The sequence below is a fragment of the Marinilactibacillus sp. 15R genome (assembly GCF_001895285.1).
Taxonomy (GTDB): domain Bacteria; phylum Bacillota; class Bacilli; order Lactobacillales; family Carnobacteriaceae_A; genus Marinilactibacillus; species Marinilactibacillus piezotolerans.
This window is the reverse complement of sequence record NZ_CP017761.1, coordinates 591717-617575: the sequence shown is the minus strand read 5'-3', so window position 1 is coordinate 617575 and position 25859 is coordinate 591717. Positions and strand designations below refer to the sequence as shown.

Below are 25859 nucleotides of genomic sequence, written 5' to 3'. Positions count from 1 at the left end.
GTATTGGACACCGGTATAAAAAAAGAACCCTATAGATATAGGATTCTGGATACACGATTTTATACAATTTCATGTATCAATGAAAATTAATTATTATTTTAAACTCGACTACTTTCTTTTAATAATGAGTGCTCCTATTCCTGAAATCCAGATATAAGAGAAGAAAAGAATCCATAAATAAAAGATTGAAATAGACTCTTTATCTAAAAGTGTAAAAACACCTAGGGATATAAATAAAATACCTAAAAAAATATGTGACGCATATGCAAAAAAACGAGAAATGTTTTTAATAACACGTTCGTCTGCTTCAGGGACATTATTTTTCTTTTTCTTTTGCTTTATTACTTCAATGACTGTCAAAAAGAGAGTTGCTACTATTCCACCAGTAAGAACTTCATATGGAAACTCGCCTTTAAAATAGTAAACAAGGAACGAACCCAAAATGGCACCTATAAGTGTACAGCTAATAATAAAGTATGGTCCCCATTTTGCTAATCGTTTATTGCTTGTTTTTTTATCTTTTGTATTCATTTATTGTCCTCCTCTAAAATAAATATATCGTCGATTGGTAAATCAAAATAGGCTATCAATTTTAACGCTAACTCTAGACTAGGATTATACTTATTTTTTTCAATTGCGTTTATTGTCTGACGCGTAACTTGCAGATCTTCAGCCATTTTTATTTGAGTTATTCCCTTTTCCTTTCGGATTTCTCGTATATAATTAATCACCTTCATTAATCAAACCTCCCAATTAGAGTAAAGATGTCTTTACATATATAATAACAAAACGCTAAATAAGTGTAAAGATATCTTTACACTTATTTAGCGTTTTGTTATGTTTTTGTAATATATATATTGAATATTGTTTTATATATGTTACTATATTTTATAAGATACAGCAAAGGAGGTCCATTATATCTGTGGATAATAGAGTGAAAATTGCACGTGTGCAGGTAAATTTAACACAACAACAATTGGCTGAAAAAGTAAATGTCACTCGTCAAACCATTAGTTTAATTGAAAAAGGTAAATACAATCCCTCTTTAAATTTATGTCTTAAAATATGTTATGCCGTCAATAAAACACTAGATGAACTATTCTGGAAAGAAAGGGACTAATATAAAATGAAAAAAATTACAGATGAGCGTTTAATATTAAAGAATTTAAAGAGTATCAGAGGTGCATATACTATTCAAACTTTAGGTATCTTAGGCATCTTAGGCTATGACTGGATTACTAGAGGATCAGAAGCAGTATTCGAAAGCCCCTTATGGTTTATTTTTATTGTTTCAACTACTGCCGGTTTATTCTTCTCTATGGATATTAGTGTATCTCATGAAACTCCTAAGAGAACTCCTAAAAAAAGCCTCGGTATCTCCACTATTATTATTGCACTTATCTCTATTGCAGTTGGAATTTTTGTGTCGTTTTCTAGTAAATCTGATTCAATAAACGGATTAATCGTAGGAGGAGTATTATTTATTGTTGTTCTTATACCATATATTTATCTTTATTACCTACGTACCAAACAGCAAGATTAAATTATAATAACAAAAAAAGAACCTTGGTTTAACAAGGTTCTACATACATGACTTTATCTAATTTCATGTATTACTCTTTTTTTAAGTATACTTTATCAGGGGTTTAAAAAAATTAAATTTACTATATAGTAAATTTAAGTATATTGGCGCTGAAAAAGATATAAACTAGGAGGATGTAAAATGGATTATAATGACTATTTAAATAGCATTTCAGAGCGATTTTCTAATATGGAAGAAATTAAAATTGGCGAATCTCTAGTAAGAGTATCCTACGAAGAAAAATTTAAAATTCAATGGGTAGCAACAAAACTAAAGATATTTTCATTTATTCATTATATTGATAAAGTTGATATAGGTACTATTGAAAATTATTCATCTGTTTGTACAAAATATGCTTCAAAAAAACACAAAGGTTTACCACGTGGTCTCCAAAATGGAGTAGTTTCTTTTAATGTATTGGTATCAGATTTTGTGACAGATGAAGCAATAGAATTTGTTACTTCTAGACCTAAAAAACATTTTTCTTTATTTGAAACTCCGATTATTTATGATATAAGTCGCAGTAAATTATATTATTACGAAGGTACTCCAATTTGGGGTTCGATGTATAATAATTATTTAAGGAGTTACATTGAAGATCACTTTAATCTGTAAATTATTGTGACACCCCCTACCAGCAATCTGAAAGCTTGATTGAAATGGGATATGCATACATGAATTTAAGCAATTTCAGGTTCTGTTGCAAAGTTTCAATACTGAGTACAAAAGTCCCATTCTGATACTTTGACTATGCTGGTATACCCATCAAAACTTTAATTTCAGTAGATACCGAAAAGCCGAAGAGCGTTCCATTTCTTCGGTTCTTTTTGTATATGCCTCTCAATGCTTCTATGCCCTTAATCGTAGTTGATGCAGTACGAAGACTTTGATAAAGTTTATTTCGACGTTTAACAGGTCTATGATCTTGCTCAATTAAGTTATTGAGATACTTGACTGTCCGGTGCTCAGTTTCGCTGTATAGCCCCTGCTTTTGTAACTTCCTAAAAGCACTAGCAATTGATGGTGCTTTATCTGTCACGATAACTTTCGGTTCCCCAAACTGCTTGTATAGTCGTTTAAAGAAAGCATAAGCAGACTGAGTATTTCTCTTTCGTCTTAGCCAAATATCCAGTGTCATGCCTTCTGAGTCGATTGCACGATAGAGATAATGCCACTTCCCTTTAATTTTAATATAAGTTTCGTCCATTTTCCACGAATAAAAGGACTGTCTATTTTTCTTTTTCCAGATTTGATAGATCAGCTTACCATATTCTTGAACCCAACGGTAAATTGTTGTGTGAGAAACGTTAATGCCACGATCATATAACATCTCTTGAACATCACGATAACTCAAATTATAGCGAAGATAATACCCAACAGAGATAATAATCACGTCTTTTTGGAATTGTTTGCCCTTAAAATGATTCATCTGTTGTCCTCGCATTCTTTTTTATTACATTTTACAATAAATCAGGTGTTATGGGGAACTTTGCAACAGAACCTAAAATCACATAGGTTATCATTTGAACTATTTCCTCCTAAGGACTACAATGAACCCGTAAGTTGAATAAGACATAGAATAAGCACGAAGGAGCGAAATCACATGAAGAAAAAAATGATCTTATTAAGTATCGGTTTAGGCATCGCTGCAGCTGGTGCAGGATATCTAGCGAAGAAGACAGGTTTCTTTGAAGATGATGCTTGGTTATACGATGAATATGATTCAACATTGAATTAACTGGAAGTTGAGCAAGATGTATAAATAGGAGGAAGCGCAATGCAAAAGAAAAAAGCAATCATGATCGGTGCAGGATTATCCAATATGGCAGCCGCAGTTTACCTGATTCAAGAAGGCAAATGGCAAGGCGACCAAATCACGTTTTACTCTCTCGACGATCATGGATCAAATGATGGGGCACCTACTGGGGATGTCACAGATGAATACTGGAACAAGAATCATCCTATGGAGAATCAAAAAGGGTATGTGGCGCGAGGCGGCCGAATGTTAAACTATCGAACCTACGTGGACTTGATGGATCTGTTGGATCGGATTCCTTCTGCGACGGAACCAAACATGACCGCTGCAGAAGATACCCGCGATTTTGATGCGAAACATCGGACATTTGATAAAGCCAGACTATTGGAAGGCGGCAAGGGGATCATTGATGGCGGTCATTTAGGTTTGAACAATAAAAGCCGTATGTTGCTGACACAAATGATCATGATGTCTGACAGTGATGAAGAAAAATTAGACAATGTCACCATTGCCGAATACTTCAAAGAAGATCCAGCCTTTTTTGAATCCAATTTTTGGTACATGTGGGAAACAACGTTTGCCTTTCGGACCCGGAGTTCCGCGCAAGAATTACGGCGCTATATGCACCAAATGATTTACGAATTTACACAAATCGAGCATTTAGTTGGGGTCAATCGGACACGCTACAATCAATATGAAAGCATTATGCTGCCTTTGATCAATTACTTGAAAGAACAAGGGTGCCACATCGTCCTCGATCGGTTAGTCACAGATTGGTCGTTCAAAGACACCACGATGCAAGATAAAATCACTGTGACTGGGTTGCATATGTTGAATGTGACGACCAATCAAGAAGAGTATGTTGCAGTTGATGATGATACAGCTGTTATCTTTACCAATGGGTCAATCACTGATTCAGCGACATTAGGTGATTTTGATACACCAGCTGCAGAAAATATGGATTACGGTGCAGCCTCTAGTCTTTGGAAGAAAGCGGCTGAGCAGTTTTATAATCTGGGTACCCCGGATAAATTTTTCGCGGATCGTGATGCGAGCGAGTGGGTCAGCTTTACTTTGACGACCAAAGACCATCTATTACTGAATGAAATCACACGTATCACTACACAAGAACCAGGAAATGCCTTGAATTCATTTATTTCCACAACGCCGATTTCGCCTTTACATCAAAAAGATGTCAATATGTCGATCGTGGTCCATCACCAACCACACTTCACCAGTCAAAAACCGAATGAAACCGTCATTTGGGGGTACTTCTTATATCCGCGTCGAGTAGGAGAATTTGTGACTAAACCCTATATCGAAATGACTGGGAAAGAAATGGTGCAAGAATTGATTGGCCAGTTGTCTAAAGTCGATCCCGGACCGGGCAATATTCGAGACAAAGAAGCATTGATCATGGATAGTGTCATCAACAATATTCCTGTGTATATGCCGTATGCCTCTGCATTGTTCAACAATCGTGCCAAAAGTGATCGGCCAAAAGTGATTCCAGCTCATTCCACCAATCTGGCTTTCACTGGAGAATTCGTCGAACAACCCTATCAAATGATTTTCACAGAACAAAGTGCTGTCCGTTCTGGGGAAATTGCGGCATTCCACTTTGCCGGCATACCAATGTCACGGTTGGTACCTACACCACGCTATGACAAAGATTTGAAAACGTTGGCTCGTGCGGCGAAGAAGATGTTTGCGTAAGACCTGCAGACTGAAAAATGAATACATGCGCCTACACAAAAAAGCTGCTTCCTTGATCCTGTAATCAAAGGTTGCGGCTTTTTTGGGTTCTATAATATATGACGTTGGTGAGAAATCACTGGCGTCTTTTTTTGTCTCAGAAAATAGAAAACAAGTGAGTTCTCCTGTAGAATAATAGTCGACAAAAACCAAATATCCATAGGAGGAACTCACTTGCCTACATCAAATGATATGCAAAATGTACTAGATATTCAAGACAAAAATATGATTTTCGAAGATAACTGCGTGTCTTACGGCATACATAAACAAAAGAAATGTAAATTTATAGACTGTACATTGACTTATATTCCTAAGGAATGTAAGAAATGCCAGGAACCAAACCAGGACTTCTCTATCTATAAAAATGGGACTCAGACCTCTAGAATCACTTTTCCAATGTCCGGCATTTACCCGACCTATCTCAGAGTGAAAAAGCAGCGGTTCAAGTGTACGTCTTGTGAAGCAACATTTACTGCGGAAACACCGATTGTAAAAGAGGTGTGTTTTATCTCTAATTTTATCAAAGCAGAAATACTGGCGAAGTCAGCTGATGCTCGTTCGATCAAGAGCTTGGCAGAAGAGACGAATGTCTCTTCCACAACGATTCAAAGAATCATCAATGAACAGGTGAAGTATTATCGACCTTACTATCATTCATTGCCGGAGAACTTGTCTTTTGATGAGTTTAAGTATGGAAATGGGCAAATGGCTTTTGAGTATATTGATGTCGTAACAGGAACGATACTAGATATTTTAGAAAGCAAAGATACTCGTACAATCAAAGATCACTTCTGTTCTCGATACAGCCAAAACCAGAGAAATCAGGTCAAAACGATTACGACAGACATGAATGCCAGTTACGTCAGCTTCATCCCTGAATTGTTTCCGAACGCTGATATCATTATTGATCGATTTCATATCGTTCAGCTCGTGAACCGAGCGATGAACAAAACACGCGTAAAAGTCATGAATCGACTTCGAACGTCCAATGGAGAAGACCAAAAGAAGTATAGACGACTAAAACGCTTCTGGAAGAAACTACTGAAGAAAGAGTCCGAGTTGTCTTATACTACGTATCAATACTTTCCCATGTTCGGACAGCGTCTGGAATCAGCAATCGTTTCTGAGATGTTGGCGTACGATCCAGAACTAAAAGCAACTTATACAATGTATCAAGCTATTCTTAAAGCCGTCGAACACAATGACTCAAAAGAGTTAAGAACTGTTTTAGATCAACCAGCTTCTCCTGAACTATCTGGATACATGAAAACTAGTTTAAAGACGTTGAGCGCTCATTTTCTTTATATCCAAAATACCTTCTATTATCCTTATAACAATGGAAAGATAGAGGGAATCAATAACAAAATCAAGGTATTAAACAGAGTAGCCTATGGCTATGGGAACTTTATTCACTATAAAAATCGCATTATCCTGCACTTCAATTTAAAACCAATCAGAAATAAAATCAAAATGATAGAAAAAGAAAGAGAACATACAGCAGCGTAAGCTCGTTGTACATCCTCTTCCAAAATCTATTATTGTTTGACTTTATTCTCTACCAACGTTGTTTCCTAGGTGCAGTCAAGTCATAACTCTTATTAATTTATATCTGTATCAAGTTGACACCTATTAAGTTACCTTTTTACATACTAAATAAACCTAGCGGTTATGCTTTTTTTTTACAAGCTAGGCATGTATACTATTAATATAAAGATTAGCTATGTGGGGACTTAGCATAATCATATAACTCATTTTTATTAACTAAATAATGAGTAACTTTTAACAGCTTGTTCATGCAAGCTATTACAGCAACTTTATCTCTTTTGGAGTAAGGTTGTTTTTTTAATTTATAATAGTAATCAACAATATGGTTGGGTGCAGTTTTTTGAGTTTTTAACATATTTCGAATAGTAAAAAATAATATCTTTCTAGCGCGGGCATTCCCACGTTTATTTATTCGGTCTTTCTTTCTCATCGTTCCAGATTGATGAGTGCGTATATCAATTCCAACATAAGCGTTCAACTGATTTGAAGTAGAAAATCGTCTGATATCCCCTAATTCAGAAATAATTAACGCGGCCGTTAGAGGGCCTATCCCAGGAATACTAACTAATACTGAAAATTCATTAAGCTTTTTTGACTGTTCAATCATTTTTTTAGATAATCGTTCTTTTGTATCAAATAACTGTTGTATCTGCTTAATTCTGTATTGAACTTTAGTTACTAAAAAATGATCTTTATCTACTGCTGGATAAGATACATCTGCTAAATGAATTAGTTGATCTGCTTTCAGTAGAGCTTCTTCTTTTGAGATATTTTTTTTAGTGCTTGCGAGAATTATATTTTTTATCCTTGTTTTACTTAACTCTTTAATATATGCAGGATGAGGAAAACGCTCAATAATATTTAATGCATATTTAGATAGGTTACTAGAATACAGCGTCTCTATCTCTGGAAAACACTGTTGGAGAACGGCGTGAAGTTGTACTCTTTGTTTTATTAGATTAGCGTGAACCTCATCATACAAAATAGATACTTCATGTATCTCTGAATAGATTGAGGTCTGATGATTCTTTTTTTCACGATCAAAACGATAATGTGACTGTGCTAATTTATGTGCATCTACTTTATCTGTTTTATTGCCACGCAAACCATCGGTTTGTTTTTTAGCTAATAATGGGTTTAGGATACAATACGAAATCCGCTCAGTCTTAAAAAAAGACTCAATCTGTTTAGAATAAACACCTGTAGCTTCAAAAACTACTTCAGTAGTTTCTTTACAAAGCTGGCTTTTAAGTTGGTTAAACCCTTCTTGATTGTGCTTAATTTCCCATTCTGCAACACACAATTCTTCTTCATAAATAACAACATAACTTTTTCCTTTACTTACATCTAAAGCCATGACTCTCATTTATTTTCGCTCCTTTCTATATTAAATTGAAGTACTCCACTATGCCTTAACGATTCCACTTTCCTATAGACGATCTCAAAGGACCAACATACTTCAAACTGATTCAATCAAGGATAGTGAAGGGGCCAGTTTGACATGCAGACTCATGGTCTTCTAACGTTGACGGCCTCATCTTCACCTCTACTATATAAAAAAATAGTAGTGCATATCCACCGTCGTGGATATTACACTACTAATCTTAGTATGTTTGACAGAGAACCTAGACAATAAAAAACTGGATCCTATATGTAGGTGCATTATTAATGCCTATACTTTAGGATCCAATTTAGTTTGTAGTTCTTTATTTATACTTTTGCTACACTACCTTGTTCAACATAAACCATCAAAATTGAGATATCAGATGGATTTACACCGCTGATTCGGCTTGCTTGAGCAATCGTTTCAGGTTGGATTTTAGTGAGTTTTTCAATAGCTTCTGTTGCAATTCCATTGATCGCTGAATAGTCAATACCTTCTGGAATGCGTTTGTTTTCCATACGTTTGACTTTGTCCGCTTTACGGAAAGCTTTTTCAATATAGCCTTCATACTTGATATAGATTTCAACTTGTTCCATCACTTCTTTTGACAAAGTCGTTTCTGTTGGCGCAAATTGAATGATATCAGCATATTTCACATAAGGACGGCGGATAAAGTCATAGACCAAGATACCGTCTTTCAATTGTGGTTCGCCTTTTTCTTCAAGGTATGCTGCCACATCATTTGGTTTCAAACGGATAGTTTGCAAACGAGCCAATTCTTTTTCAACTTGTTCTTTTTTATCCAGGAAGTTTTGGTATCTCTCTTCTGATAACAAACCAAGATCGTAACCGATTTTGCTCAATCTGAAGTCTGCATTGTCATGACGCAGCAACAAACGATATTCAGCCCGTGAAGTCAGTAAACGATACGGTTCATTCGTTCCTTTTGTTACTAAATCATCAATCATGACGCCGATATATCCTTCGTTTCGTTTCATAACGAATGGCTCTTCGCCTTGAACTAGACGAGCTGCATTAATTCCAGCCATCAATCCTTGTCCACCCGCTTCTTCGTAGCCGGATGTTCCATTCATTTGGCCAGCTGTGAATAATCCGCTGATCAGTTTAGTTTCTAGAGAAGGACGTAATTGATACGGTTTAACGACATCATACTCGATTGCATATCCTGTACGCATCATTTTCGCGTTTTCCAGACCTTCTACTGAATGTAATACCGCCAGCTGTACATCTTCTGGTAGAGAAGAAGATAACCCTTGTACGTAAACTTCGTCTGTTGTTTCACCTTCTGGTTCCAGGAATAACTGATGACGTGGTTTGTCAGAAAAACGAACGACTTTGTCTTCAATTGACGGGCAGTAACGAGCGCCTACCCCTTCAACGATTCCTGTAAACATTGGAGCACGATGCAGGTTTTCACGAATTATCTCATGAGAAGTTGGACTTGTATATGTTAACCAGCAAGACGTTTGATCTTGTAGATACTTTTCATCTGGTGTCTCAAAACTGAAGTGATGAGGTTCCGGATCTCCCGGTTGTTCTTCTGTAACAGCGTAATTGATTGAATTTTTATGGATACGCGGAGGTGTTCCTGTCTTGAAACGATCCAAATCGAATCCTAACTCTAATAGATTTTCAGATAATTTGATAGACGGTTGCGTATTATTCGGGCCTGAAGAATATTTCAATTCTCCAATTACAATTTCCCCACGAGAAGAGGTTCCAGCAGTTAAAATAACGGCTTTTGCCCGGTAGATAGCACCGGTATTCGTAATAACCCCTTGGATAACATTGTCTTCTACGATCAATTCATCTACGATGCCTTGTTTCATATCCAAGTTTTCTGTACTTTCAATCGTACGTTTCATTTCAATCGAATAAAGGTGTTTATCCGCTTGCGCACGCAAAGCGCGTACAGCCGGTCCTTTAGCCGTATTCAGCATACGCATTTGAATATAGGTCTTATCGATATTCCGACCCATTTCGCCGCCTAAGGCATCCATTTCACGTACAACAATACCTTTAGCAGGTCCACCAATTGATGGATTACACGGCATATGTGCGACCATATCGAGGTTGATGGTAACGAGCAGCGTTTCAGAACCCATTCTAGCTGCTGCTAGAGCTGCTTCTGATCCTGCATGACCAGCACCGACTACAATAACATCATATCTTCCAGCTTCATAAGTTTGCATCAAGTTATTCCTTTCTAATTTAAAATCCGTTTTTATTTTTCACGGTTATTTTCCTAAACAGAATTGACTGAATAGTTGCGTAATCAATTCATCTTGCACACTGTCTCCCGTAATTTCCCCCAGCAAATCCCAGGCTCTTGTCATATCGATCTGTACTAAATCAACCGGCATTCCCGTTTCAATTCCTTCGATTACATCATCAAATGCATCTACTGCTTCATTTAATAATGCAATGTGTCTAATGTTTGAGACATAAGTTGCATCCCGTTCACCTGTTTTACCAGAGAAGAACAGGTCTGCAATTTTAGCTTCCAAATCATTTAACCCGTCTTGGGTGACAATAGAAGTAGGAACAATACTTTCAGGGTTCACTAATTGTTTTAGTTCCTCTAAATCTAAATGATTTTCCAGATCCATTTTATTTAAAATAATGATTCTATGATGCTCATCTGTGGCCTGGATCAGCAGTTTATCTTCTGCTGTCAAGGCCTCATTCTGATTAAAGACCAGCAAAATAAGGTCTGCTTCTGCTAAAGCTTTGCGACTGCGTTCTACACCGATTCGTTCAACAATATCTTCTGTCTCACGAATACCCGCTGTGTCAATCAGTCTAAGCGGTACACCTTTAACACTGACGTACTCTTCTACAACATCTCGAGTCGTTCCGGCAATTTCAGTAACAATTGCTTTCTCTTCTTTAATTAACGTATTCAACAAGCTGGATTTTCCAACGTTTGGACGACCAATGATCGCTGTCGCTAACCCTTCACGCAGGATTTTCCCCTGGCTGGCTGTTTCCAGCAATTCTTTGACTTGTTCTTTTACCTGCTTTGCTTTTTCGACTAATAACTGAGAAGTCATTTCTTCTACATCATCGTATTCAGGATAATCGATGTTTACTTCAACCTGCGCTAATGTATTCAGGATTTCCTGACGTAAATTTCTGATTAAGCGAGACAAGTTCCCATCCAATTGGGTAACTGCCATATGCATGGCTTTATCAGTTTTCGCACGGATCACATCCATGACCGCTTCAGCCTGAGATAAATCGATACGGCCATTTAGAAAAGCTCGTTTTGTAAATTCCCCTGGTTCGGCCAGACGTGCACCATTATGCAGAACGGTCTGTAGGACTTGATTAACCGCCAGTACACCGCCGTGTGTATTAATTTCTACTACATCTTCACGTGTATAGGTCTTTGGTGCTCTCATGATAGAGACCATAACTTCATCAATCTGTTCTTCCGTTTTCGGATTGACGATATGACCGTAGTGAATGGTATGGGTTTTCTGGTCTTTTAAGGTTTTATTACCTAATTGGTAAACACGGTCCGCAATGTCTAAAGCTTCATCGCCGCTGATTCGAACAATCCCGATCCCGCCTTCACCTGGAGGAGTAGAAATCGCTGCTATCGTATCAAATTCAATTGCCATTTTTAAAAAAACCTCCTATTTTTCTTCACAAAAAAAGTGCCTGGTCCACCCCAATGAAACCTATCCAAATAGGTTGTTTGAGGTGGAAAAGCACTTTCACTACTTTACCATTATTTAAATATCTATTATTCTGTCTTAATCAACATAGTAAATGATATAAGGAATACTATTAAAAGTCAACTCATTCACTTATTTTTTAATAGTATTTTGTGAACAGTTTGCCTCTCTTTATTCACACTGTATAAAAATTTCAAAACACTTTATTCAATACCGTTCATCGTTATTTTTTCTGCTTTTTCTTGTTTGACTTTCAGACTAATGAAATTCAACAGCTTTGTATTGAGGGCTTTATCTGCATAGGTAGGCGCCTGTTTTAGTGAATCTCTAGCTTTACTAATCCATTCTTGTGCTTGATTCAGATCATACTCTACCCAGAGTGAAATAGCAGCCTGCATTCTATAAGTTTCCAGCTGCTTTATTTTTAAGTATTCTCTAAACAGCTTATCTTGTAAAATTTCATCTTGAATTGAAGTCTCATGTAACCCTAGAGTCAAATGACAAAATAAATATTCTTTCATAACTTCTATCTGATAAGGCTTAACTAAATCATTTCGCTGCTGCCACAGTGGTTCCAGGATTTCTAAGGCATGACCGAAATTCTCTCTTTCAAGTTCACGGTATACTTTTGCAAGAGTAACAAAAGCATTATATTGTTCTGTAATTGGTTCGTTTGGATTTTCAATAAGAGACTGGGTGTCTACCGCTTCGAATTCTTTCCCTATGGTAAAAGATCCAGCTAATTCTAATTGCTGGAAAAATTGCTGTCTTTTGACAGGATCTCTATTTAAATGTTTCACTGTATTTCCATCATTAAAGCTGAATGGATAAATATTAATAATCACTAGTGTTGCATTAAATAATTTAACTGTTTCAACACATAAAAAAGTCCTTTATAATGGGGTTGGATGACTTATCCAAGACCAAAACAAAGGACTTATAGCATGGATAAGTATAAAACAAAAATGACCATAAATAAATGGTTTTCGTACATTTCTTTAGAAAAATTAAGTGAAACGTCTCGACAGGTTATCGGTCAGTTTAATCGCTATTCAAAAAAGTTAACGTTTAAGAAAGTACTGAAACTCTTTCTCTATGCGATTAATGATGAAACCGATAGCCTACGGCATTTGGATCAACAGTTGGTCAACCCAAAATTAAAAAAAGTGATGGGTATTGAGTCTATTAGCTATTCTCAATTGTCACGTGCCCTGCGAAAGATGGAACCCTCCGTATTGATGGATATTTTCACGCAATTACTTTCACTGGTTCATGAAAAAACAGCGGTGCAATCAAAAGAAAGAGTGTTCTTAATTGATTCGTCCACTTTTTCACTGAATAGAACGCGGTATCCCTGGGGCACGTTTCGCCCGACTAAGTCGGGAATCAAACTGCACTTAAAAGTCTGTCATATGAAAGAAGGATGGGTGCACCCTGAACAATTCGAACTGTCCAATGCCTCTGAACACGACCATGATCACTTGAACGTCTTTATTAATGAGAAACGGGCGACCTATGTTTTTGATCGCGGGTATCTGGATTTCACTCAGTTTGATCAAATGAACTGGGAGGGCTACTTTTTCGTCTCCCGCATTAAAAAGAATACAGCCGTTCATGTTCAAGCGCACTTGGAAGTGTCTCATGAATCAGGGATTATCAGTGACCAATTGGTTCAGCTGGGCAAATCGACCTACCTGACGGGGTTGTTTCGTTTAATAACGATTGAACGTAAGCATCGATCGAATCTGCGTATCCTGACGAACCGAATGGATCTTTCAGCAGAGGACATCGGAAAAATGTATCAATCAAGATGGCAGATCGAGTTGTTTTTCAAGCATATCAAACAACATTTGACCATTAAAACGTACTATTCACAGTCTGAACAAGGTGTAGAGAATCAGGTGATTCTTGCGATGATAGTCTACTTATTGACGTTACTGATGAAACTTGAATTAAGGTTGAAATCAAGCCTCTTCACAATTTTGAGACAAATCAGAGCGTTACAGTATGAACCGTTTGAGTGTTTCAAAGCATCGTTCGCACCTGGTTAAGTGAAAGAAAGTGCAAATAGACTAAGCGACAACTGAATAACCCTAAAAATTTCTGGAAAAAGTCATCCCTTGCGCCAGCAATTGACTTTTTTGGAAATTTTAATGAAAACTACTTGTGATTAAAGTAACAATATATAAAAATCATTTATTCTAAGTTTTATGCAACACTAGTGATTAATAATACCAAATATCAAACTTGTTATACTAAATATATAAAGGTAAAGAGAGTCAAAAACAAATCCATTTAAAACGATTCCTATAAGACCTACTGCAAAATTTGCCAGTGCACCACCCCATAGATAAAGCTTATAAGGCATGGGTTCTACATTACTTGGTGGAATCATTAAACATTGCCCAGCAGTTCCTGCAATAGAAAAACGAGCAATCCTAAATTTACTTTGCTCTTTAACAAGGGCCCAGCTCATCACTCTAAAGTATAAAAATCTATATCCAGTAAGTTTGGCTGCTATCAAATGCCCTAATTCATGGATAATAATATGAACGATACTAAATAACCCTATTGCTATTAGAATAAATCCGAGTTGAAACCATAATTCCGTTAGGTCAGAGTTCACTTCAGAAGAATGATAGCCAGTCCAACCGCCTATTCCTGCACTGACTAAGATAATTAAGATAAAAAAGAATTTTTTCATATGTGCACCTTTCAAAGATATTGGATTACTATCTATTATAGACGAAAACCTATTTATAGACTATCAAAAAATTTACATGGAGCAGAATGTATGATCTATGGTAAAATCTGATAAAGAACGAAACAAAGGAATGGATAAAGTGAGCAAATTTCACGAAATATTTTTAGAAATTGAATCAGCTATTTTGAATCAGACATATAAATCCGGAGAACTACTCCCCAGTGAAAATGAATTGACAAAACAATACAATGTTTCACGCGAAACAATTAGAAAAGCTCTAACATTGTTATTAGAGAATGGTTACATTCAGAAAAAGCAAGGGAAGGGATCTATTGTACTAGATGTAAAACGTTTTAATTTTCCTATATCAGGATTAACTAGTTACAAGGAACTACAAGATTCTCAAAACATTGGTAGTCAAACGATTCTAATTGAAAATAAAATCACTTTGATTCCAAAACATATTGCTGAATTCTTAAAGGTTTCTGAAACTACTAAAGTACACACTGTTATTAGAGCAAGAAAACTTAATGACGAAGTCGTCATACTCGATAAAGACTACTTACTGACTTCGGTAATTGAAGAAATTCCTGATGAAGAAGCCGAAAATTCATTATATTATTATATTGAACATAAACTTGGTTTAAAGATTGGCTATGCAAGAAAAGAATTTACTGTAGAGCCTGTTACCGAAGAAGATCGCAGACTGATGTCTCTACATGGGGATCATCATATTGTCGTTACCCGTAGTGATGTGCATTTAGAAGATACTAGGCTATTCCAATACACTGAAAGCCGTCATCGCTTAGATAAATTCCGCTTTGTTGACTTTGCCAGACGACGTGGACCACAAACTTACTGAATTAGAAAAAGGGGAATTTATGTGGATTACACATAAATTCCCCTTTTTAATTTTTCTTACTTAATGAGTTGTTCCACCAATTATTTTCAAGTCTGGTTTTCCGTCAAATTCGACGATTGCTTCGACTGCTTTTGTAATTCCTTTTGATATATCTTCAAGATTCATCGCCGGTTTTCCAGGTTTATCTAACACTTGGGCTGGAATAAACGGAACATGCATGAACCCTGCTTTGATATTTGAATATTTCTTATCAATCATATATTGTACTTGATACATGATATGATTACATACAAAAGTCCCAGCTGAATTTGATACAGATGCAGGAACGCCTGCATTTTTCATTTCTGTTACCATTGCTTTTACAGGTAACTGAGTAAAATAAGCTGCCGCTCCATCTTCTTTGATTGCTACATCAATCGGTTGATTGGTTTCATTATCAGGAATTCTTGCGTCATCTACATTTATTGCAACACGTTCCGGTGTCAGTTCAAATCTTCCACCTGCTTGTCCAATATTCAATACATAATCAGGTTGAAATTCCTCAATTGCTTTTTCTGTAACCTCAGCACTTTTATAAAATACTGTGGGGATCATAACTTTTTTTATTTCGGCTCCATTAATGGTATCAGGAATCTTCTTAACTGCTTCCCATGCCGGATTTAAGCTTTCTCCACCAAACGGATCGAATCCAGTAACTAATATTTTCATTATAATCTCTACCTTTCTTGCTTTATTATATCAGAAATTAATTTACAAAAGTAAGCGATGCGTTCTAGAATGCCCAGAAGTACATTAAGATAATATGGAAAACGATCATAATCAATGCCATAGGAATTTGTTCTTTAATTACACCATTATCATCTTTCATTTCTAGTAAAGCTACTGGTAAAGCATTGAAATTTGCAGCCATTGGAGTCATTAAAGTTCCACAGAATCCAACGGTCATAGCTAAAGCACCCGCAACAGCTGGATCTCCACCTTGAGAGATAACAAACGGAATACCGATTCCAGCGGTGATAACGGTAAAAGCTGCAAATGCATTTCCCATGATCATTGTAAAGAGTACCATGCCAAATGAATAGGCAATAACCCCAATTAAAGGATTTCCTTGAGGAATGAAACTTGAAATAGCATCAGCAATAACATCCCCTACACCAGCCTCTGTAAAAATAACACCTAAGGCAGCCAATAATTGCGGTAAAAATCCTACTGCTCCAACTTGTTGAACCATTCTGTTACCATCTTCTAATGCTTCGTTAGGTGATGACTTCGTAATAATCATCGCTACAATCAGTGAAGTAACAGCTCCGATTCCAATCCCAGCTTGTCCACCAAGTGGGGTAAACTGTGCAACGCCAACTGCTACGACTGCAAGTGTAACGACTGGAACAAAGATAAGGTTACCTAGGCGTTTACTTGAAGCTTCAGCTTCCGCTTCTTTAACTTCTTTTACCTGATTCATTCTAACTTGTTTAGTTAAAGTCAATATACCTACAATCATCAAGATCGCACCATTGACGACTGAAGGGATAAAGTTTCCGATTGCAAACACAATTCCAAGTAATAACCAGAATATTGAAGTGCCTAGCCTAGTAGGATGTGTTTTATCCATCGCCACTTTAAATGCGACATAACCTAGTAGTAATCCAACCAGAATAAAAAAGAACTCTAATAAATTGTTTATAAATGTCTCCATTATTATTTACCTTCTTTCTTATCTTGGTTAACTTGGCCGTACTTACGTTGCATACTACGGTCAAATAAAATATTAGAAATGATAACAATAACGAGCGCCATCAAAGCAACTGGTACAGTTGCGACAACAATATCTACAGGTGAAATAGCGTATCCTAATGATTCTAGTGTACTTGTAATCAAGAGAACGCCTGACGCTGCTACAAACGTATTTTGCGCAAAAAAGTTTCCGAAGTTCTCAGTTGCTGCAGAACGCGCTTTAATTCTTTCTGAATCTTTCTCACTGATTTCTCCATATTTTGTCTTAGCAGCTGCTTGAGACATAGGTTCGATCAATGGACGGACAAATTGTGTATGCCCCTGCATGCGAATAGAAAAAGTGCCCGCTAATTCTCTAAACACCATATAGATCGAGAATAAGCGACCTGCAGTAATCCCACTGATTTTTTCCAATATATGAACAGCTTGCTGGCGCAACCCTGCTCTTTCAGCAATTCCAATCATTGGAAGTGTTAACAAGAATAACGTTACTAATCGATTGCTTACAAAAGCTTCTCCCATTAATGAAAGAAATTCAAAAAATGATATACCAGAAACTAGTGCTGTTACCAAAGCAGCGATTAAGACAACTGCAATCGTGTCAAACTTAAAAATAAATCCAACAACAATAATTAAAATACCTATTAAACGAATAATTTCCACTTTGTATCCTTCTCCCCAAAAAATATTATAAACCTCTCACGAAATTAAATGATAGCACCTTAATTGATGAGAGTCAAAGATCAAATAATCTAAAAATATACACAAGTTTTTCTAATCGTTAATATAATTTGCATAAATAAAAAGAGCCTTTTGACAGTAAGGGCTCTACTGTCCAAAAGACTCTTTCGTTTATCATTTAATTAATTTAATAAAAATGCAACAGTTTCGTATGGCTGCATCATAAATGGTTCTTCGAGAATACGTTCGTTTCTGTTTCCAACTAAATAACTTGCATCCATATCTAATAATTCTTTTGGGATTTTAACGATGGCTTCATCTGCATAAAAATGGTTCAAAACTAATAGTTTTTTATCTTCATATTTTCTTATATATCCAAACACACTCTGATGTCCAAGTTCAAACGGTTCATATGATCCTTCTTGGATAATCGGATATTCTTTACGTAATTGAATCAGTTTCTTGTAATAATCTCGAATTTGTTTACTGACTATTTCATTTTCAGTATTTAATTCTGTAAAGTTTTCAGATACTTTCAGCCAAGGTTCTCCACTAGAAAATCCTGCATTTTTCTCTTTATTCCATTGCATTGGTGTCCGAGAATTATCTCTAGATTTCTCTTGAATGATTTCCATAATCTCATTTTCTGCAAGGCCCTTTTCTTTCAGTTCTTTATAGGCATTATGTGTTTCAATATCTACGTAATCTTCAATCTGATTATAGTTTGGATTTGTCATTCCAATTTCTTCACCTTGATAGATATAAGGCGTTCCCCTAAGCAAATGAATGGTTTGTGCAAGCATGGTAGAAGTTTCAATCGGATAATTTTCAACATCTCCAAAGCGACTGTTAGCACGAGGCTGGTCATGGTTATTCCAAAAGACTGCATTCCATCCATCGCCTTCATCCATTCCTCTTTGCCATTCATCCAATAATCTTTTCAACTCTATAAAGTCAAATGGGGTCTTTGTCCATTTTTCACCGTCTTTATAATCAACTTTTAAGTGGTGGAAGCTGAAAATCATAGATAATTCATTACTTTCAGGAGTAGAATATCTGATTCCGTTTTTAACAGTAGTCGAACTCATTTCTCCTACTGTAATAACATCATCACATTTACCAAAAGTTTCCTGGCTTAATTCTTTAATATAATCGTGGACAATTGGTGTATCTGTATAATGAGACTTTCCAACACCATCCACTGCGTCCTCCAGCACTTCTGCCTTACCGATCACATTGATTACGTCAAACCTCAATCCTTTGACACCTTTTTCAAGCCAGAAATTGACTACTTCATATAGTTCTTTTCGCATATCTGGATTTCGCCAGTTAAGGTCAGCTTGAGTTTTATCGTATAAATGTAAATAGTATAAATCAGTATCAGCAAATTTTGACCATGCTGGTCCACCAAATTTAGATTTCCAGTTCGTTGGCAGGCTCCCATCTGGCTGTGCTTCTCTTAATATATAATAATCCTGATACTTTTTATCCCCTGATAAAGCTTTCTGGAACCACTCATGTTCAGTAGAGGTATGATTCAATACCATATCCAGCATTAAAGTAATCCCCCGTTTTTCGGCCTCTTGTACTAATGTATCAAAATCAGCCCATGAACCGAAAAGTGGATCAATAGATGTATAATCTGCTACATCATATCCATTGTCATTCTGAGGAGATTTGTAGAAGGGATTCAACCAGAGCATATCTACGCCTAAATCTTCTAGATAAGGGAGTTTTTCAATGATTCCTCTTAAGTCTCCTACCCCATTTCCATCTGTATCCTTGAACGATTTTGGATAAATCTGATAAATGACTTTATCATGAAAAGTTGTCATATTTTCTGTCCTTTCTAGATTATAAAAAAGGACTGAGGTACAAGTACCGCTTATCGGTCTATATTAAGATAGACGTTTGCCGGCCTTGTAGAACCAGTCCTTTCTCAAGTTCTTTTAACGCTTTGGTATCTTAATAGTAATCTTATCATCAATCAAAGATCACTACAAAAGCTTAAATTATCTCCTACTGTCCTAACTTAGGAATTGGTAAATGATTATTTTCCCATTTAGTTAAGATTCCTTTTTTCTCAAAGAAAATGGTCAATATAATTGGAACAAAGAAGGCTACAGCCATCGCAATAAAGAATCCAATCATTGAATCCGTTTGAATACTCAAGAATCCAGGTAAACCTCCGACTCCAATTGAGTTAGCTGTTACACCTAGAGCAACTGAGATCATGCCTGCAAATGCTGATCCGATCATTCCAGCCACAAAAGGATAAACAAATTTGATATTAATTCCGAATAAAGCCGGTTCTGTTACGCCCAGATACGCTGAAATAGCAGCAGGAATAGATACTTGTTCTTCTTTTTTATTACCCCAGTGCATGATAATCATACCTAAAACTGCTGATCCTTGAGCAATATTAGACAATGCAATCATTGGCCACAAATTCGTACCACCATAGTCAGCCACTAGTTGTAAATCGATCGCATTAGACATGTGGTGTAAACCAGTTATAACAAGTGGTGCATATAATCCACCGAATACAAATCCGAATAGCCAGTTAAAGGTTCCAGATAGTCCCCAGTTTACTACTTGAGATAATCCAGTTCCTAGTGTCCAGCCAATTGGTCCAATTACTGCATGAGCAATAAAAATCGTTGGTACTAATGCAAATAATGGAACAAAAATCATTGAAATGGCTTCAGGTATGACTTTACGTAACCATTTTTCAAGATAAGCAAGTAAGAAACCAGCCATCATTGCTGGAATGACTTGAGCTTGGTAACCAATTTTATCTAATTGGAAAAATCCGAAGTCCCAAGTTTGTACATCTCCTGCTAGAATTTCTTGAACACCATATGCATTCAATAATTGCGGAGAAACTAATGTAATCCCTAGAACAATTCCTAGAATCTGAGTCGTTCCCATTTTTCTAGTCACACTCCAGGTAATCCCTACAGGTAAGAAATGGAAAATCGCTTCACCCGGAAGCCACAAGAAATCATTTACCCCTGCCCAGAATTGAGACGTTGCAACAATTGTTTGATCCCCTAATGATTCAAATGCGATTCCTTCCAATACATTACGGAATCCTAAAATTAAACCACCAATAATAATTGCGGGAATAAGTGGCGTAAAGATTTCAGCTAATGCAGCCATCAATCTTTGTAGCCAGTTCATATGTTTCGCTCCAGCACTTTTCACATCATCTTTAGAAACTCCTTCAAGTCCGGAAACATCTGAAAATTCATTATAAAAATCCGCTACCCTATTACCAATAATAACTTGAAACTGACCGGCCTGAGTAAAAGTTCCTTTTACAGATGGAATATCTTCTATTCTTTTGACATCTGCACCAGATGGATCATCTAGAACAAAACGCATACGAGTGGCACAATGAGTGACCGCATTGACATTTTCTTTTCCGCCAATGGCATCCAGCAACTCTTTTGCGTCATTCTTAAAATCTGCCATGTTTTTTCCTCCTAAAAATTTATTTTCGACAACTTGTATATACAAGTTAACTTCTAAAATTATAATACTGTAAAACATTCTCGATTGCAAGCGTTTTATCTTAGATTTCAATATATATTATATTTTTCCACCCCTTTCTATAGAATCATCTTCTTCCTGTCTAAAATATTTATAAAATGCACACATAATTAACTTTAAAAATAAATTAAAATTATTTTATATTGTTCAAAAAAATAAAAAAATCTGGCTTAAGTTCAGTAATTCCCGAACTCAAACCAGTCATTCGCATATTATTAAGCTCCAAATTTCAGAGTAAATCATTTTAATGAAGTAATAGTTTTCTCAATTCTCCAACTAAATACAGAGAACCGAAAACTATAATCATTTCATCTTTACTTGCTTTATTTTGAATATAGTCAATTATTTCGAAAGTCTGTTTCGCTGAGCGAGCTAGGTACCCTCTTTCTCTTAAGTCAGAAGCAACTGTTTCTGCATCAAACCCTCTCCAAGGATCTGGAGAAACGGTTATAAACAGATTTGCTAAATCTCCAATTCTTTTAATCATATCCATATAAGCTTTGTCTCTCATCATGCCTACAACAAAAGTGAATTTTTTATCTGGAAATAATGTACGGAGATTTTTACTGAGCAGTGCAACGCCTTGCTCATTATGAGCTCCGTCAGTTATGACAATCGGATCCTCTAGCAACGTTTCCATTCTTCCAGCCCAGAAGGCTTTCTCTAATCCTGCTTTTATTGATTGATCAGTTAAATCATATCCTTTATTTTGTAGAGCTATCGCCACTTCTATAGCTATTGCTGCATTCGATAGCTGATGTTCTCCAATCATGCGAATCATTAATTTTTTGAAATCTTTATATCTGAATAGTTGACCCTTTATAGAAGCTGAAACAACTTCAATATCTTTCGGATTAATCATTAATAAAGACGCACGTTCTTGTGTTGCTTTACATTTAAAAATTTCTCTAAGAGAACCTTCTAAGAAACATGTAATAACCGTACTGCCATTTTTGATGATTCCAGCTTTTTCTTTTGCAATATCTTCTGCTGTATTACCAAGCATCGCCATATGATCCAAGCCTATTGACGTAATAACCGCTACTTCAGGTGATTGAATAACATTTGTAGAATCTAGTCTGCCACCGATTCCCGTTTCCAGAATAACCATATCGCATTCCTGTTCTGCAAAATACAGCAGTGCTATAGCTGTAAGGATTTCAAATGAATATAGTTTTTCTGAAAGCTCTAATTCTACTTCTTCAACAGATAGCACCACTCGTTCTGTAAACTGAATAAATGCTTCATCTGAAATATTTTGCTGATCAATTTTAATTCTTTCATTAATCACCTCTAAATGAGGAGAAGTAAATAGCCCCGTTTTCAAGGATGTTTCTTCCAAAATCGATGCGATAAATGCAGCAGTTGTTCCTTTACCATTTGTGCCAGCAATATGGATGAATTTCAACCGTTTTTGAGGGTTTCCTAACTTATCCATCAATAGATGCATCCGATTTAAATTTTCTTTTTTCCCATTTCCTCTATTTGTGTTTACTAGAGCAATAACTTCTGCAATATTCATGGAATTATCCTACATTTCTGAATTTTTCTTTTATTATACATTCTCCATACTCGGTTGTCGAAATCAAAAAAAAGAAACTCCGAACCTACTTCACCAAATAGCTATTTCGTCTATTTAATGGAATAGGATTTCGTAAGTTCCTTTAACTAAATATCATTCTGTCGGTTCCACGACTAAGTAACGATGTGGTTCTTTACCTTCTGAATGGGTTTGAATGCCTTGATGATGATTCAAGTATCTATGGATCAATTTTCTTTCATGCGCTGGCATTGGTTCTAATATGACAGGCCTTTTCGTTCGTTTTACTTTGTCAGCCGTTCTTTTAGCCAAGTGCTCCACAGTTTTTTGACGACGATCTCTATAAGCTTCTGCATCTACTTTTGCAAAAAACTTTGTTTCTGCCACTTGATGTAACTGAATCTGAGCAAGAGTCTGTAAACTGTTCAATACTTTACCATGACGACCGATAACTAATCCGGCATCTTCTGTTTCGATATTGTACTGAACTTTTTTACCTTCCCTAGACACATTTACATCAACGTCATTTATACCCATTTTTTTAGTTATATCTTTTAGATAATCAGCCACGAATTGAATTCCATTTGTATCTTTCTCTTCTTTAGCTTTTATTTCTTCTTCAGAAATAACTGGTTCTATTGCTTCCACTTCGTCGGATTCCACAACATCAGCTGATTTAGCACCTTCTTCATAAGTTGGTACTACTGATTCTGCAGACGCTTTTGATTCAGATTCAAACTGCTCTCTTTCATTAGTTGCAAAAGCTTCTTTTTGATTATCTTCACCTACAAACTGTTCTGAACGAAAACCCGAAGACGCTATTTCTGTTTTGACAGGCGCTTTTTTAGGAGCTGGGGTTATAAAAACCTCATCCATAATATTTGTCGCAACTGTTCTTTTAACAACTACAACTGCATCTTTTTGTCCAATCCCTAGGAATCCTTTCTTCCCAGGCTCTGTAACAATGATTTCTGCATCTTCTCTTTTTAATCCCAAAGCTTTTAATCCTTTTTCGATCGCTGCTTCTTTTGTTGGTGCTTGTGCTGTATATTTATCTATCACGAATAATGCCCTCCGTTCAACGCTAGGTAATTTTATTCTATTCTAAACAATATCAAAACAGTAACATTTGGATTACTTACGTACATTTCGACCCAATTTTTGAGCTTTTCTCAGCGCTCTCCTACGCTCAACTTCTGCATCGCGTTGTTTTTGTTCCTTTAATTCTCGTTCTTTGCGGATTTTGAAAGGATTTTGTAATAATAAAGTTTGTAATACGGCAAACCCATTTGATGCTACAAAGTATAATGCCAATGCACTAGATAGCCTAAACGTTATCAGCACAATAAATAATGGCATGATATAAGTGATAAATTTTCCACCTGCTTGTGGTCTTCCCATACTCATTAAATGAGAATTAGCAAGAGTGAATAACCCTGCCAGAATCGGTAAAATATATAGTGGGTCGGGTGCTCCTAAATTGACCCACAAGAAATCTCCCGTTGCCAAAATAGGTGTTCTATTAACAGATTGATATAAAGCGATAAACACTGGCATCTGAACCAGTAAAGGCAAGAAACCCAAAAACGGATTAACTCCTGCTTCTTTATATAATCGCTGTTGTTCTTCTCTCAATTTTTCTTGCGTCTCTGCATCTTTTGCAGAGTAAGTTTCTCTTAATTCTGTCAATTGAGGATTGATTTCATTCATTTGCTGCATGTTTTTCTGCTGGAAATGCGTGATTGGTATCAATAACGCTCTGATAATGATTGTCACAATGATAATCCCAATACCGTAGTTATCTCCAAATATACTAGAAACCCATATAATAAAACGAGCAAAGTTATAAATGATGATACCATCCCAGAAACCTTCACTATCTGCTGTTACATCACTTGTACCGCAAGCAGCTAAAAATAGAACTAATCCAAGCATACTGAACATTAACAGCAATCGCTTACGTTTTTTAAATATGTTAGACAATTATTTTCCTCTTTTCCAAATTCTTGTGCGCTAAATCTATTATAAATCAAAATAAGTCAATTAAACATCCTTATTTTGTAAATTATGGCTGATAATTATTGAACTATTTTACATCATTTTAGCTAATCTCAATACATGATTCAAACTTTTTTTCACTTCAAAAAAAGACATATCTGCTGTAGGTTTTCTTGCAATTACTAGAAAATCTTTATTATGTTTCAATTCACTTTTCTGATCGAACTCCATTAATGCATGTCTAATTTTTCTTTTGATTTCATTTCGAACAGGTGCATTGCCGATTTTTTTCCCTACAGAAATCCCTACTCTAAAATGATTTTGATCAGGTTTATCTAAAACATAGACAACAAACTGTCGGTTCGCAACGGACTTACCTTGATGGAAGACTTTTTGAAAATCCGCTTCTTTTTTAACACGATAAGCTTTTTTCATTACAGTCTTCACCTTCCTCTGCTCAAACTTTTTCTTTCTTGGCTCAAATAAAATTACAGAAAACAAAAAAAGGCGACAAGCTCTTATATTGTAATAAGAAGCTATCGTCGCCTATTATTTCTTATGCTGAAATTCTTTTTCTTCCTTTACGACGTCTTGCTTTCAATACTCTACGTCCGTTTTTAGTACTCATACGTTTACGGAATCCGTGTACTTTTTGACGCTTACGTTTTTTAGGTTGATATGTTAATCCTTGTTGTGACATTGATCATACACCTCCTGAATCATTCCAATATCTCTGTTTACTATTTAAAGGTTACAAAATGCTATCTAAATTTTGCATCATAACATAGACAGACTATATTATATTAAGTAAAGTAAAGCAGTTTGTCAAGTCTCCCTTTAGATTTTTGACAAACATTCTCTTGGTTAGATAGAATCCATATTCTTATAGTTCACTTTTTTCTTAAAGGTTATCCACAGCCTTGAGCATAACCTTATAACAACTTTTTTCTATCAACAAGCTTATACTAGCATTTTCCACAAGATCACAACCTGTTAACAAAGTTATCAACAAGCGCAAACGGACTGTGCATAACCCTTTTAAATACTTTTCGTGTAGGG

General features: G+C 36.0%; 26 protein-coding genes. 8 read left to right on the top strand and 18 right to left on the bottom strand.

Translation table 11 applies throughout. The features are described 5' to 3' along the window. Positions 1-108: 108 nt before the first annotated feature. Positions 109-531: a hypothetical protein gene (locus tag BKP56_RS03020; RefSeq protein ID WP_083540448.1), complete on the bottom strand. Its 423-nt coding sequence runs from the start codon at positions 529-531 to the stop codon at positions 109-111. Beyond that, a complete protein-coding gene (locus BKP56_RS03015; protein ID WP_034536185.1) occupies positions 528-737 on the bottom strand; it encodes a helix-turn-helix transcriptional regulator in 210 nt (69 codons plus the stop codon). Before BKP56_RS03015 ends, BKP56_RS03020 begins: the two co-directional genes overlap by 4 nt. A gap of 185 nt (positions 738-922) precedes the next feature. On the opposite strand from BKP56_RS03015, the gene BKP56_RS03010 reads away from it, so the two are divergent. The 3 genes from BKP56_RS03010 (at position 923) to BKP56_RS03000 (ending at position 2197) form a co-directional block, all read left to right on the top strand. Then, positions 923-1120 (top strand): helix-turn-helix transcriptional regulator, encoded by a 198-nt coding sequence (locus tag BKP56_RS03010; RefSeq protein WP_034536184.1) that lies wholly within the window; start codon positions 923-925, stop codon positions 1118-1120. Between the two features lie 6 nt (positions 1121-1126). After that, positions 1127-1543, top strand: a complete 417-nt coding sequence (locus BKP56_RS03005) for a hypothetical protein (RefSeq protein WP_072693658.1) — start codon at positions 1127-1129, stop codon at positions 1541-1543. A gap of 180 nt (positions 1544-1723) precedes the next feature. After that, a complete protein-coding gene (locus BKP56_RS03000; RefSeq protein WP_072693657.1) occupies positions 1724-2197 on the top strand; it encodes a hypothetical protein in 474 nt (157 codons plus the stop codon). Positions 2198-2330: 133 nt separating this feature from the next. Here BKP56_RS03000 and BKP56_RS02995 read toward each other — a convergent pair whose 3' ends face one another. Then, positions 2331-3011 (bottom strand): IS6-like element ISTeha2 family transposase, encoded by a 681-nt coding sequence (locus BKP56_RS02995; protein WP_016897246.1) that lies wholly within the window; start codon positions 3009-3011, stop codon positions 2331-2333. A gap of 174 nt (positions 3012-3185) precedes the next feature. Between BKP56_RS02995 and BKP56_RS02990 the strand changes: the two genes are divergently transcribed. The 3 genes from BKP56_RS02990 (at position 3186) to BKP56_RS02980 (ending at position 6599) form a co-directional block, all read left to right on the top strand. Continuing rightward, positions 3186-3320, top strand: a complete 135-nt coding sequence (locus tag BKP56_RS02990) for a hypothetical protein (RefSeq protein ID WP_054115942.1) — start codon at positions 3186-3188, stop codon at positions 3318-3320. A 39-nt stretch (positions 3321-3359) separates the two neighbouring features. Then, a complete protein-coding gene (locus tag BKP56_RS02985; RefSeq protein ID WP_069028612.1) occupies positions 3360-5054 on the top strand; it encodes an oleate hydratase in 1695 nt (564 codons plus the stop codon). 213 nt (positions 5055-5267) lie between these two features. After that, entirely contained in the window at positions 5268-6599 is a 1332-nt protein-coding gene (locus BKP56_RS02980; protein ID WP_083540447.1) for an ISL3 family transposase, read from the top strand. A gap of 208 nt (positions 6600-6807) precedes the next feature. Here BKP56_RS02980 and BKP56_RS02975 read toward each other — a convergent pair whose 3' ends face one another. From BKP56_RS02975 to BKP56_RS02960, 4 genes are all read right to left on the bottom strand, one after another. Continuing rightward, on the bottom strand, positions 6808-8004 hold the full coding sequence (locus BKP56_RS02975) for an IS110 family transposase (RefSeq protein WP_072693656.1): 1197 nt from the start codon (positions 8002-8004) through the stop codon (positions 6808-6810). A 344-nt stretch (positions 8005-8348) separates the two neighbouring features. Then, a complete protein-coding gene (gene mnmG / locus BKP56_RS02970) occupies positions 8349-10235 on the bottom strand; it encodes a tRNA uridine-5-carboxymethylaminomethyl(34) synthesis enzyme MnmG (RefSeq protein ID WP_072693655.1) in 1887 nt (628 codons plus the stop codon). A 45-nt stretch (positions 10236-10280) separates the two neighbouring features. Then, positions 10281-11669, bottom strand: coding sequence for a tRNA uridine-5-carboxymethylaminomethyl(34) synthesis GTPase MnmE (mnmE, locus tag BKP56_RS02965; RefSeq protein WP_072693654.1), 1389 nt, complete (start codon positions 11667-11669; stop codon positions 10281-10283). A 260-nt stretch (positions 11670-11929) separates the two neighbouring features. Then, positions 11930-12571: a hypothetical protein gene (locus BKP56_RS02960; protein ID WP_156849205.1), complete on the bottom strand. Its 642-nt coding sequence runs from the start codon at positions 12569-12571 to the stop codon at positions 11930-11932. A gap of 99 nt (positions 12572-12670) precedes the next feature. Here BKP56_RS02960 and BKP56_RS02955 point away from each other — a divergent pair, with 99 nt between their 5' ends. Then, positions 12671-13777, top strand: a complete 1107-nt coding sequence (locus tag BKP56_RS02955; RefSeq protein ID WP_072693652.1) for an IS4 family transposase — start codon at positions 12671-12673, stop codon at positions 13775-13777. A gap of 167 nt (positions 13778-13944) precedes the next feature. Here BKP56_RS02955 and BKP56_RS02950 read toward each other — a convergent pair whose 3' ends face one another. After that, positions 13945-14445 (bottom strand): M50 family metallopeptidase, encoded by a 501-nt coding sequence (locus BKP56_RS02950; RefSeq protein WP_156849204.1) that lies wholly within the window; start codon positions 14443-14445, stop codon positions 13945-13947. 124 nt (positions 14446-14569) lie between these two features. On the opposite strand from BKP56_RS02950, the gene treR reads away from it, so the two are divergent. Beyond that, on the top strand, positions 14570-15292 hold the full coding sequence (gene treR / locus BKP56_RS02945) for a trehalose operon repressor (RefSeq protein ID WP_072695935.1): 723 nt from the start codon (positions 14570-14572) through the stop codon (positions 15290-15292). A 60-nt stretch (positions 15293-15352) separates the two neighbouring features. On the opposite strand, the gene pcp is transcribed toward treR, so the two are convergent. The 10 genes from pcp to rpmH form a co-directional block, all read right to left on the bottom strand. Continuing rightward, entirely contained in the window at positions 15353-16000 is a 648-nt protein-coding gene (gene pcp, locus BKP56_RS02940; protein ID WP_072693650.1) for a pyroglutamyl-peptidase I, read from the bottom strand. A gap of 64 nt (positions 16001-16064) precedes the next feature. Continuing rightward, positions 16065-16988 (bottom strand): DUF979 domain-containing protein, encoded by a 924-nt coding sequence (locus BKP56_RS02935; protein ID WP_072693649.1) that lies wholly within the window; start codon positions 16986-16988, stop codon positions 16065-16067. Positions 16989-16990: 2 nt separating this feature from the next. After that, complete coding sequence (locus BKP56_RS02930) at positions 16991-17689, bottom strand: DUF969 domain-containing protein (RefSeq protein ID WP_072693648.1); 699 nt, start codon at positions 17687-17689, stop codon at positions 16991-16993. A gap of 200 nt (positions 17690-17889) precedes the next feature. Continuing rightward, positions 17890-19542, bottom strand: a complete 1653-nt coding sequence (gene treC, locus BKP56_RS02925; protein WP_072693647.1) for an alpha,alpha-phosphotrehalase — start codon at positions 19540-19542, stop codon at positions 17890-17892. Between the two features lie 184 nt (positions 19543-19726). Next, positions 19727-21184: a PTS system trehalose-specific EIIBC component gene (gene treP / locus BKP56_RS02920; protein WP_072693646.1), complete on the bottom strand. Its 1458-nt coding sequence runs from the start codon at positions 21182-21184 to the stop codon at positions 19727-19729. A 322-nt stretch (positions 21185-21506) separates the two neighbouring features. Then, positions 21507-22784: a bifunctional folylpolyglutamate synthase/dihydrofolate synthase gene (locus BKP56_RS02915; protein ID WP_072693645.1), complete on the bottom strand. Its 1278-nt coding sequence runs from the start codon at positions 22782-22784 to the stop codon at positions 21507-21509. Between the two features lie 153 nt (positions 22785-22937). Continuing rightward, positions 22938-23864, bottom strand: coding sequence for an RNA-binding cell elongation regulator Jag/EloR (gene jag, locus BKP56_RS02910; RefSeq protein ID WP_072693644.1), 927 nt, complete (start codon positions 23862-23864; stop codon positions 22938-22940). Positions 23865-23936: 72 nt separating this feature from the next. After that, positions 23937-24785 (bottom strand): membrane protein insertase YidC, encoded by an 849-nt coding sequence (gene yidC / locus BKP56_RS02905; protein WP_232226924.1) that lies wholly within the window; start codon positions 24783-24785, stop codon positions 23937-23939. A gap of 108 nt (positions 24786-24893) precedes the next feature. Next, a complete protein-coding gene (rnpA, locus tag BKP56_RS02900) occupies positions 24894-25235 on the bottom strand; it encodes a ribonuclease P protein component (RefSeq protein WP_072693643.1) in 342 nt (113 codons plus the stop codon). A 121-nt stretch (positions 25236-25356) separates the two neighbouring features. Further along, on the bottom strand, positions 25357-25500 hold the full coding sequence (rpmH, locus tag BKP56_RS02895; protein ID WP_072693642.1) for a 50S ribosomal protein L34: 144 nt from the start codon (positions 25498-25500) through the stop codon (positions 25357-25359). Positions 25501-25859: the final 359 nt, after the last annotated feature.

Bases quoted from the DNA above. Each gene is read 5' to 3' on its own strand.
- BKP56_RS03015 (WP_034536185.1), bottom strand. From the start codon at position 737: ATGAAGGTGATTAATTATATACGAGAAATCCGAAAGGAAAAGGGAATA.
- BKP56_RS03000 (WP_072693657.1), top strand. From the start codon at position 1,724: ATGGATTATAATGACTATTTAAATAGCATTTCAGAGCGATTTTCTAAT.
- BKP56_RS02975 (WP_072693656.1), bottom strand. From the start codon at position 8,004: ATGAGAGTCATGGCTTTAGATGTAAGTAAAGGAAAAAGTTATGTTGTT.
- rnpA (WP_072693643.1), bottom strand. From the start codon at position 25,235: ATGAAAAAAGCTTATCGTGTTAAAAAAGAAGCGGATTTTCAAAAAGTC.
- BKP56_RS02985 (WP_069028612.1), top strand. From the start codon at position 3,360: ATGCAAAAGAAAAAAGCAATCATGATCGGTGCAGGATTATCCAATATG.
- rpmH (WP_072693642.1), bottom strand. From the start codon at position 25,500: ATGTCACAACAAGGATTAACATATCAACCTAAAAAACGTAAGCGTCAA.
- BKP56_RS02995 (WP_016897246.1), bottom strand. From the start codon at position 3,011: ATGAATCATTTTAAGGGCAAACAATTCCAAAAAGACGTGATTATTATC.
- BKP56_RS02935 (WP_072693649.1), bottom strand. From the start codon at position 16,988: ATGGAGACATTTATAAACAATTTATTAGAGTTCTTTTTTATTCTGGTT.
- treP (WP_072693646.1), bottom strand. From the start codon at position 21,184: ATGGCAGATTTTAAGAATGACGCAAAAGAGTTGCTGGATGCCATTGGC.
- BKP56_RS02955 (WP_072693652.1), top strand. From the start codon at position 12,671: ATGGATAAGTATAAAACAAAAATGACCATAAATAAATGGTTTTCGTAC.
- mnmG (WP_072693655.1), bottom strand. From the start codon at position 10,235: ATGCAAACTTATGAAGCTGGAAGATATGATGTTATTGTAGTCGGTGCT.
- treC (WP_072693647.1), bottom strand. From the start codon at position 19,542: ATGACAACTTTTCATGATAAAGTCATTTATCAGATTTATCCAAAATCG.
- BKP56_RS02915 (WP_072693645.1), bottom strand. From the start codon at position 22,784: ATGAATATTGCAGAAGTTATTGCTCTAGTAAACACAAATAGAGGAAAT.
- BKP56_RS03020 (WP_083540448.1), bottom strand. From the start codon at position 531: ATGAATACAAAAGATAAAAAAACAAGCAATAAACGATTAGCAAAATGG.
- mnmE (WP_072693654.1), bottom strand. From the start codon at position 11,669: ATGGCAATTGAATTTGATACGATAGCAGCGATTTCTACTCCTCCAGGT.
- BKP56_RS03005 (WP_072693658.1), top strand. From the start codon at position 1,127: ATGAAAAAAATTACAGATGAGCGTTTAATATTAAAGAATTTAAAGAGT.
- pcp (WP_072693650.1), bottom strand. From the start codon at position 16,000: ATGAAAATATTAGTTACTGGATTCGATCCGTTTGGTGGAGAAAGCTTA.
- BKP56_RS02990 (WP_054115942.1), top strand. From the start codon at position 3,186: ATGAAGAAAAAAATGATCTTATTAAGTATCGGTTTAGGCATCGCTGCA.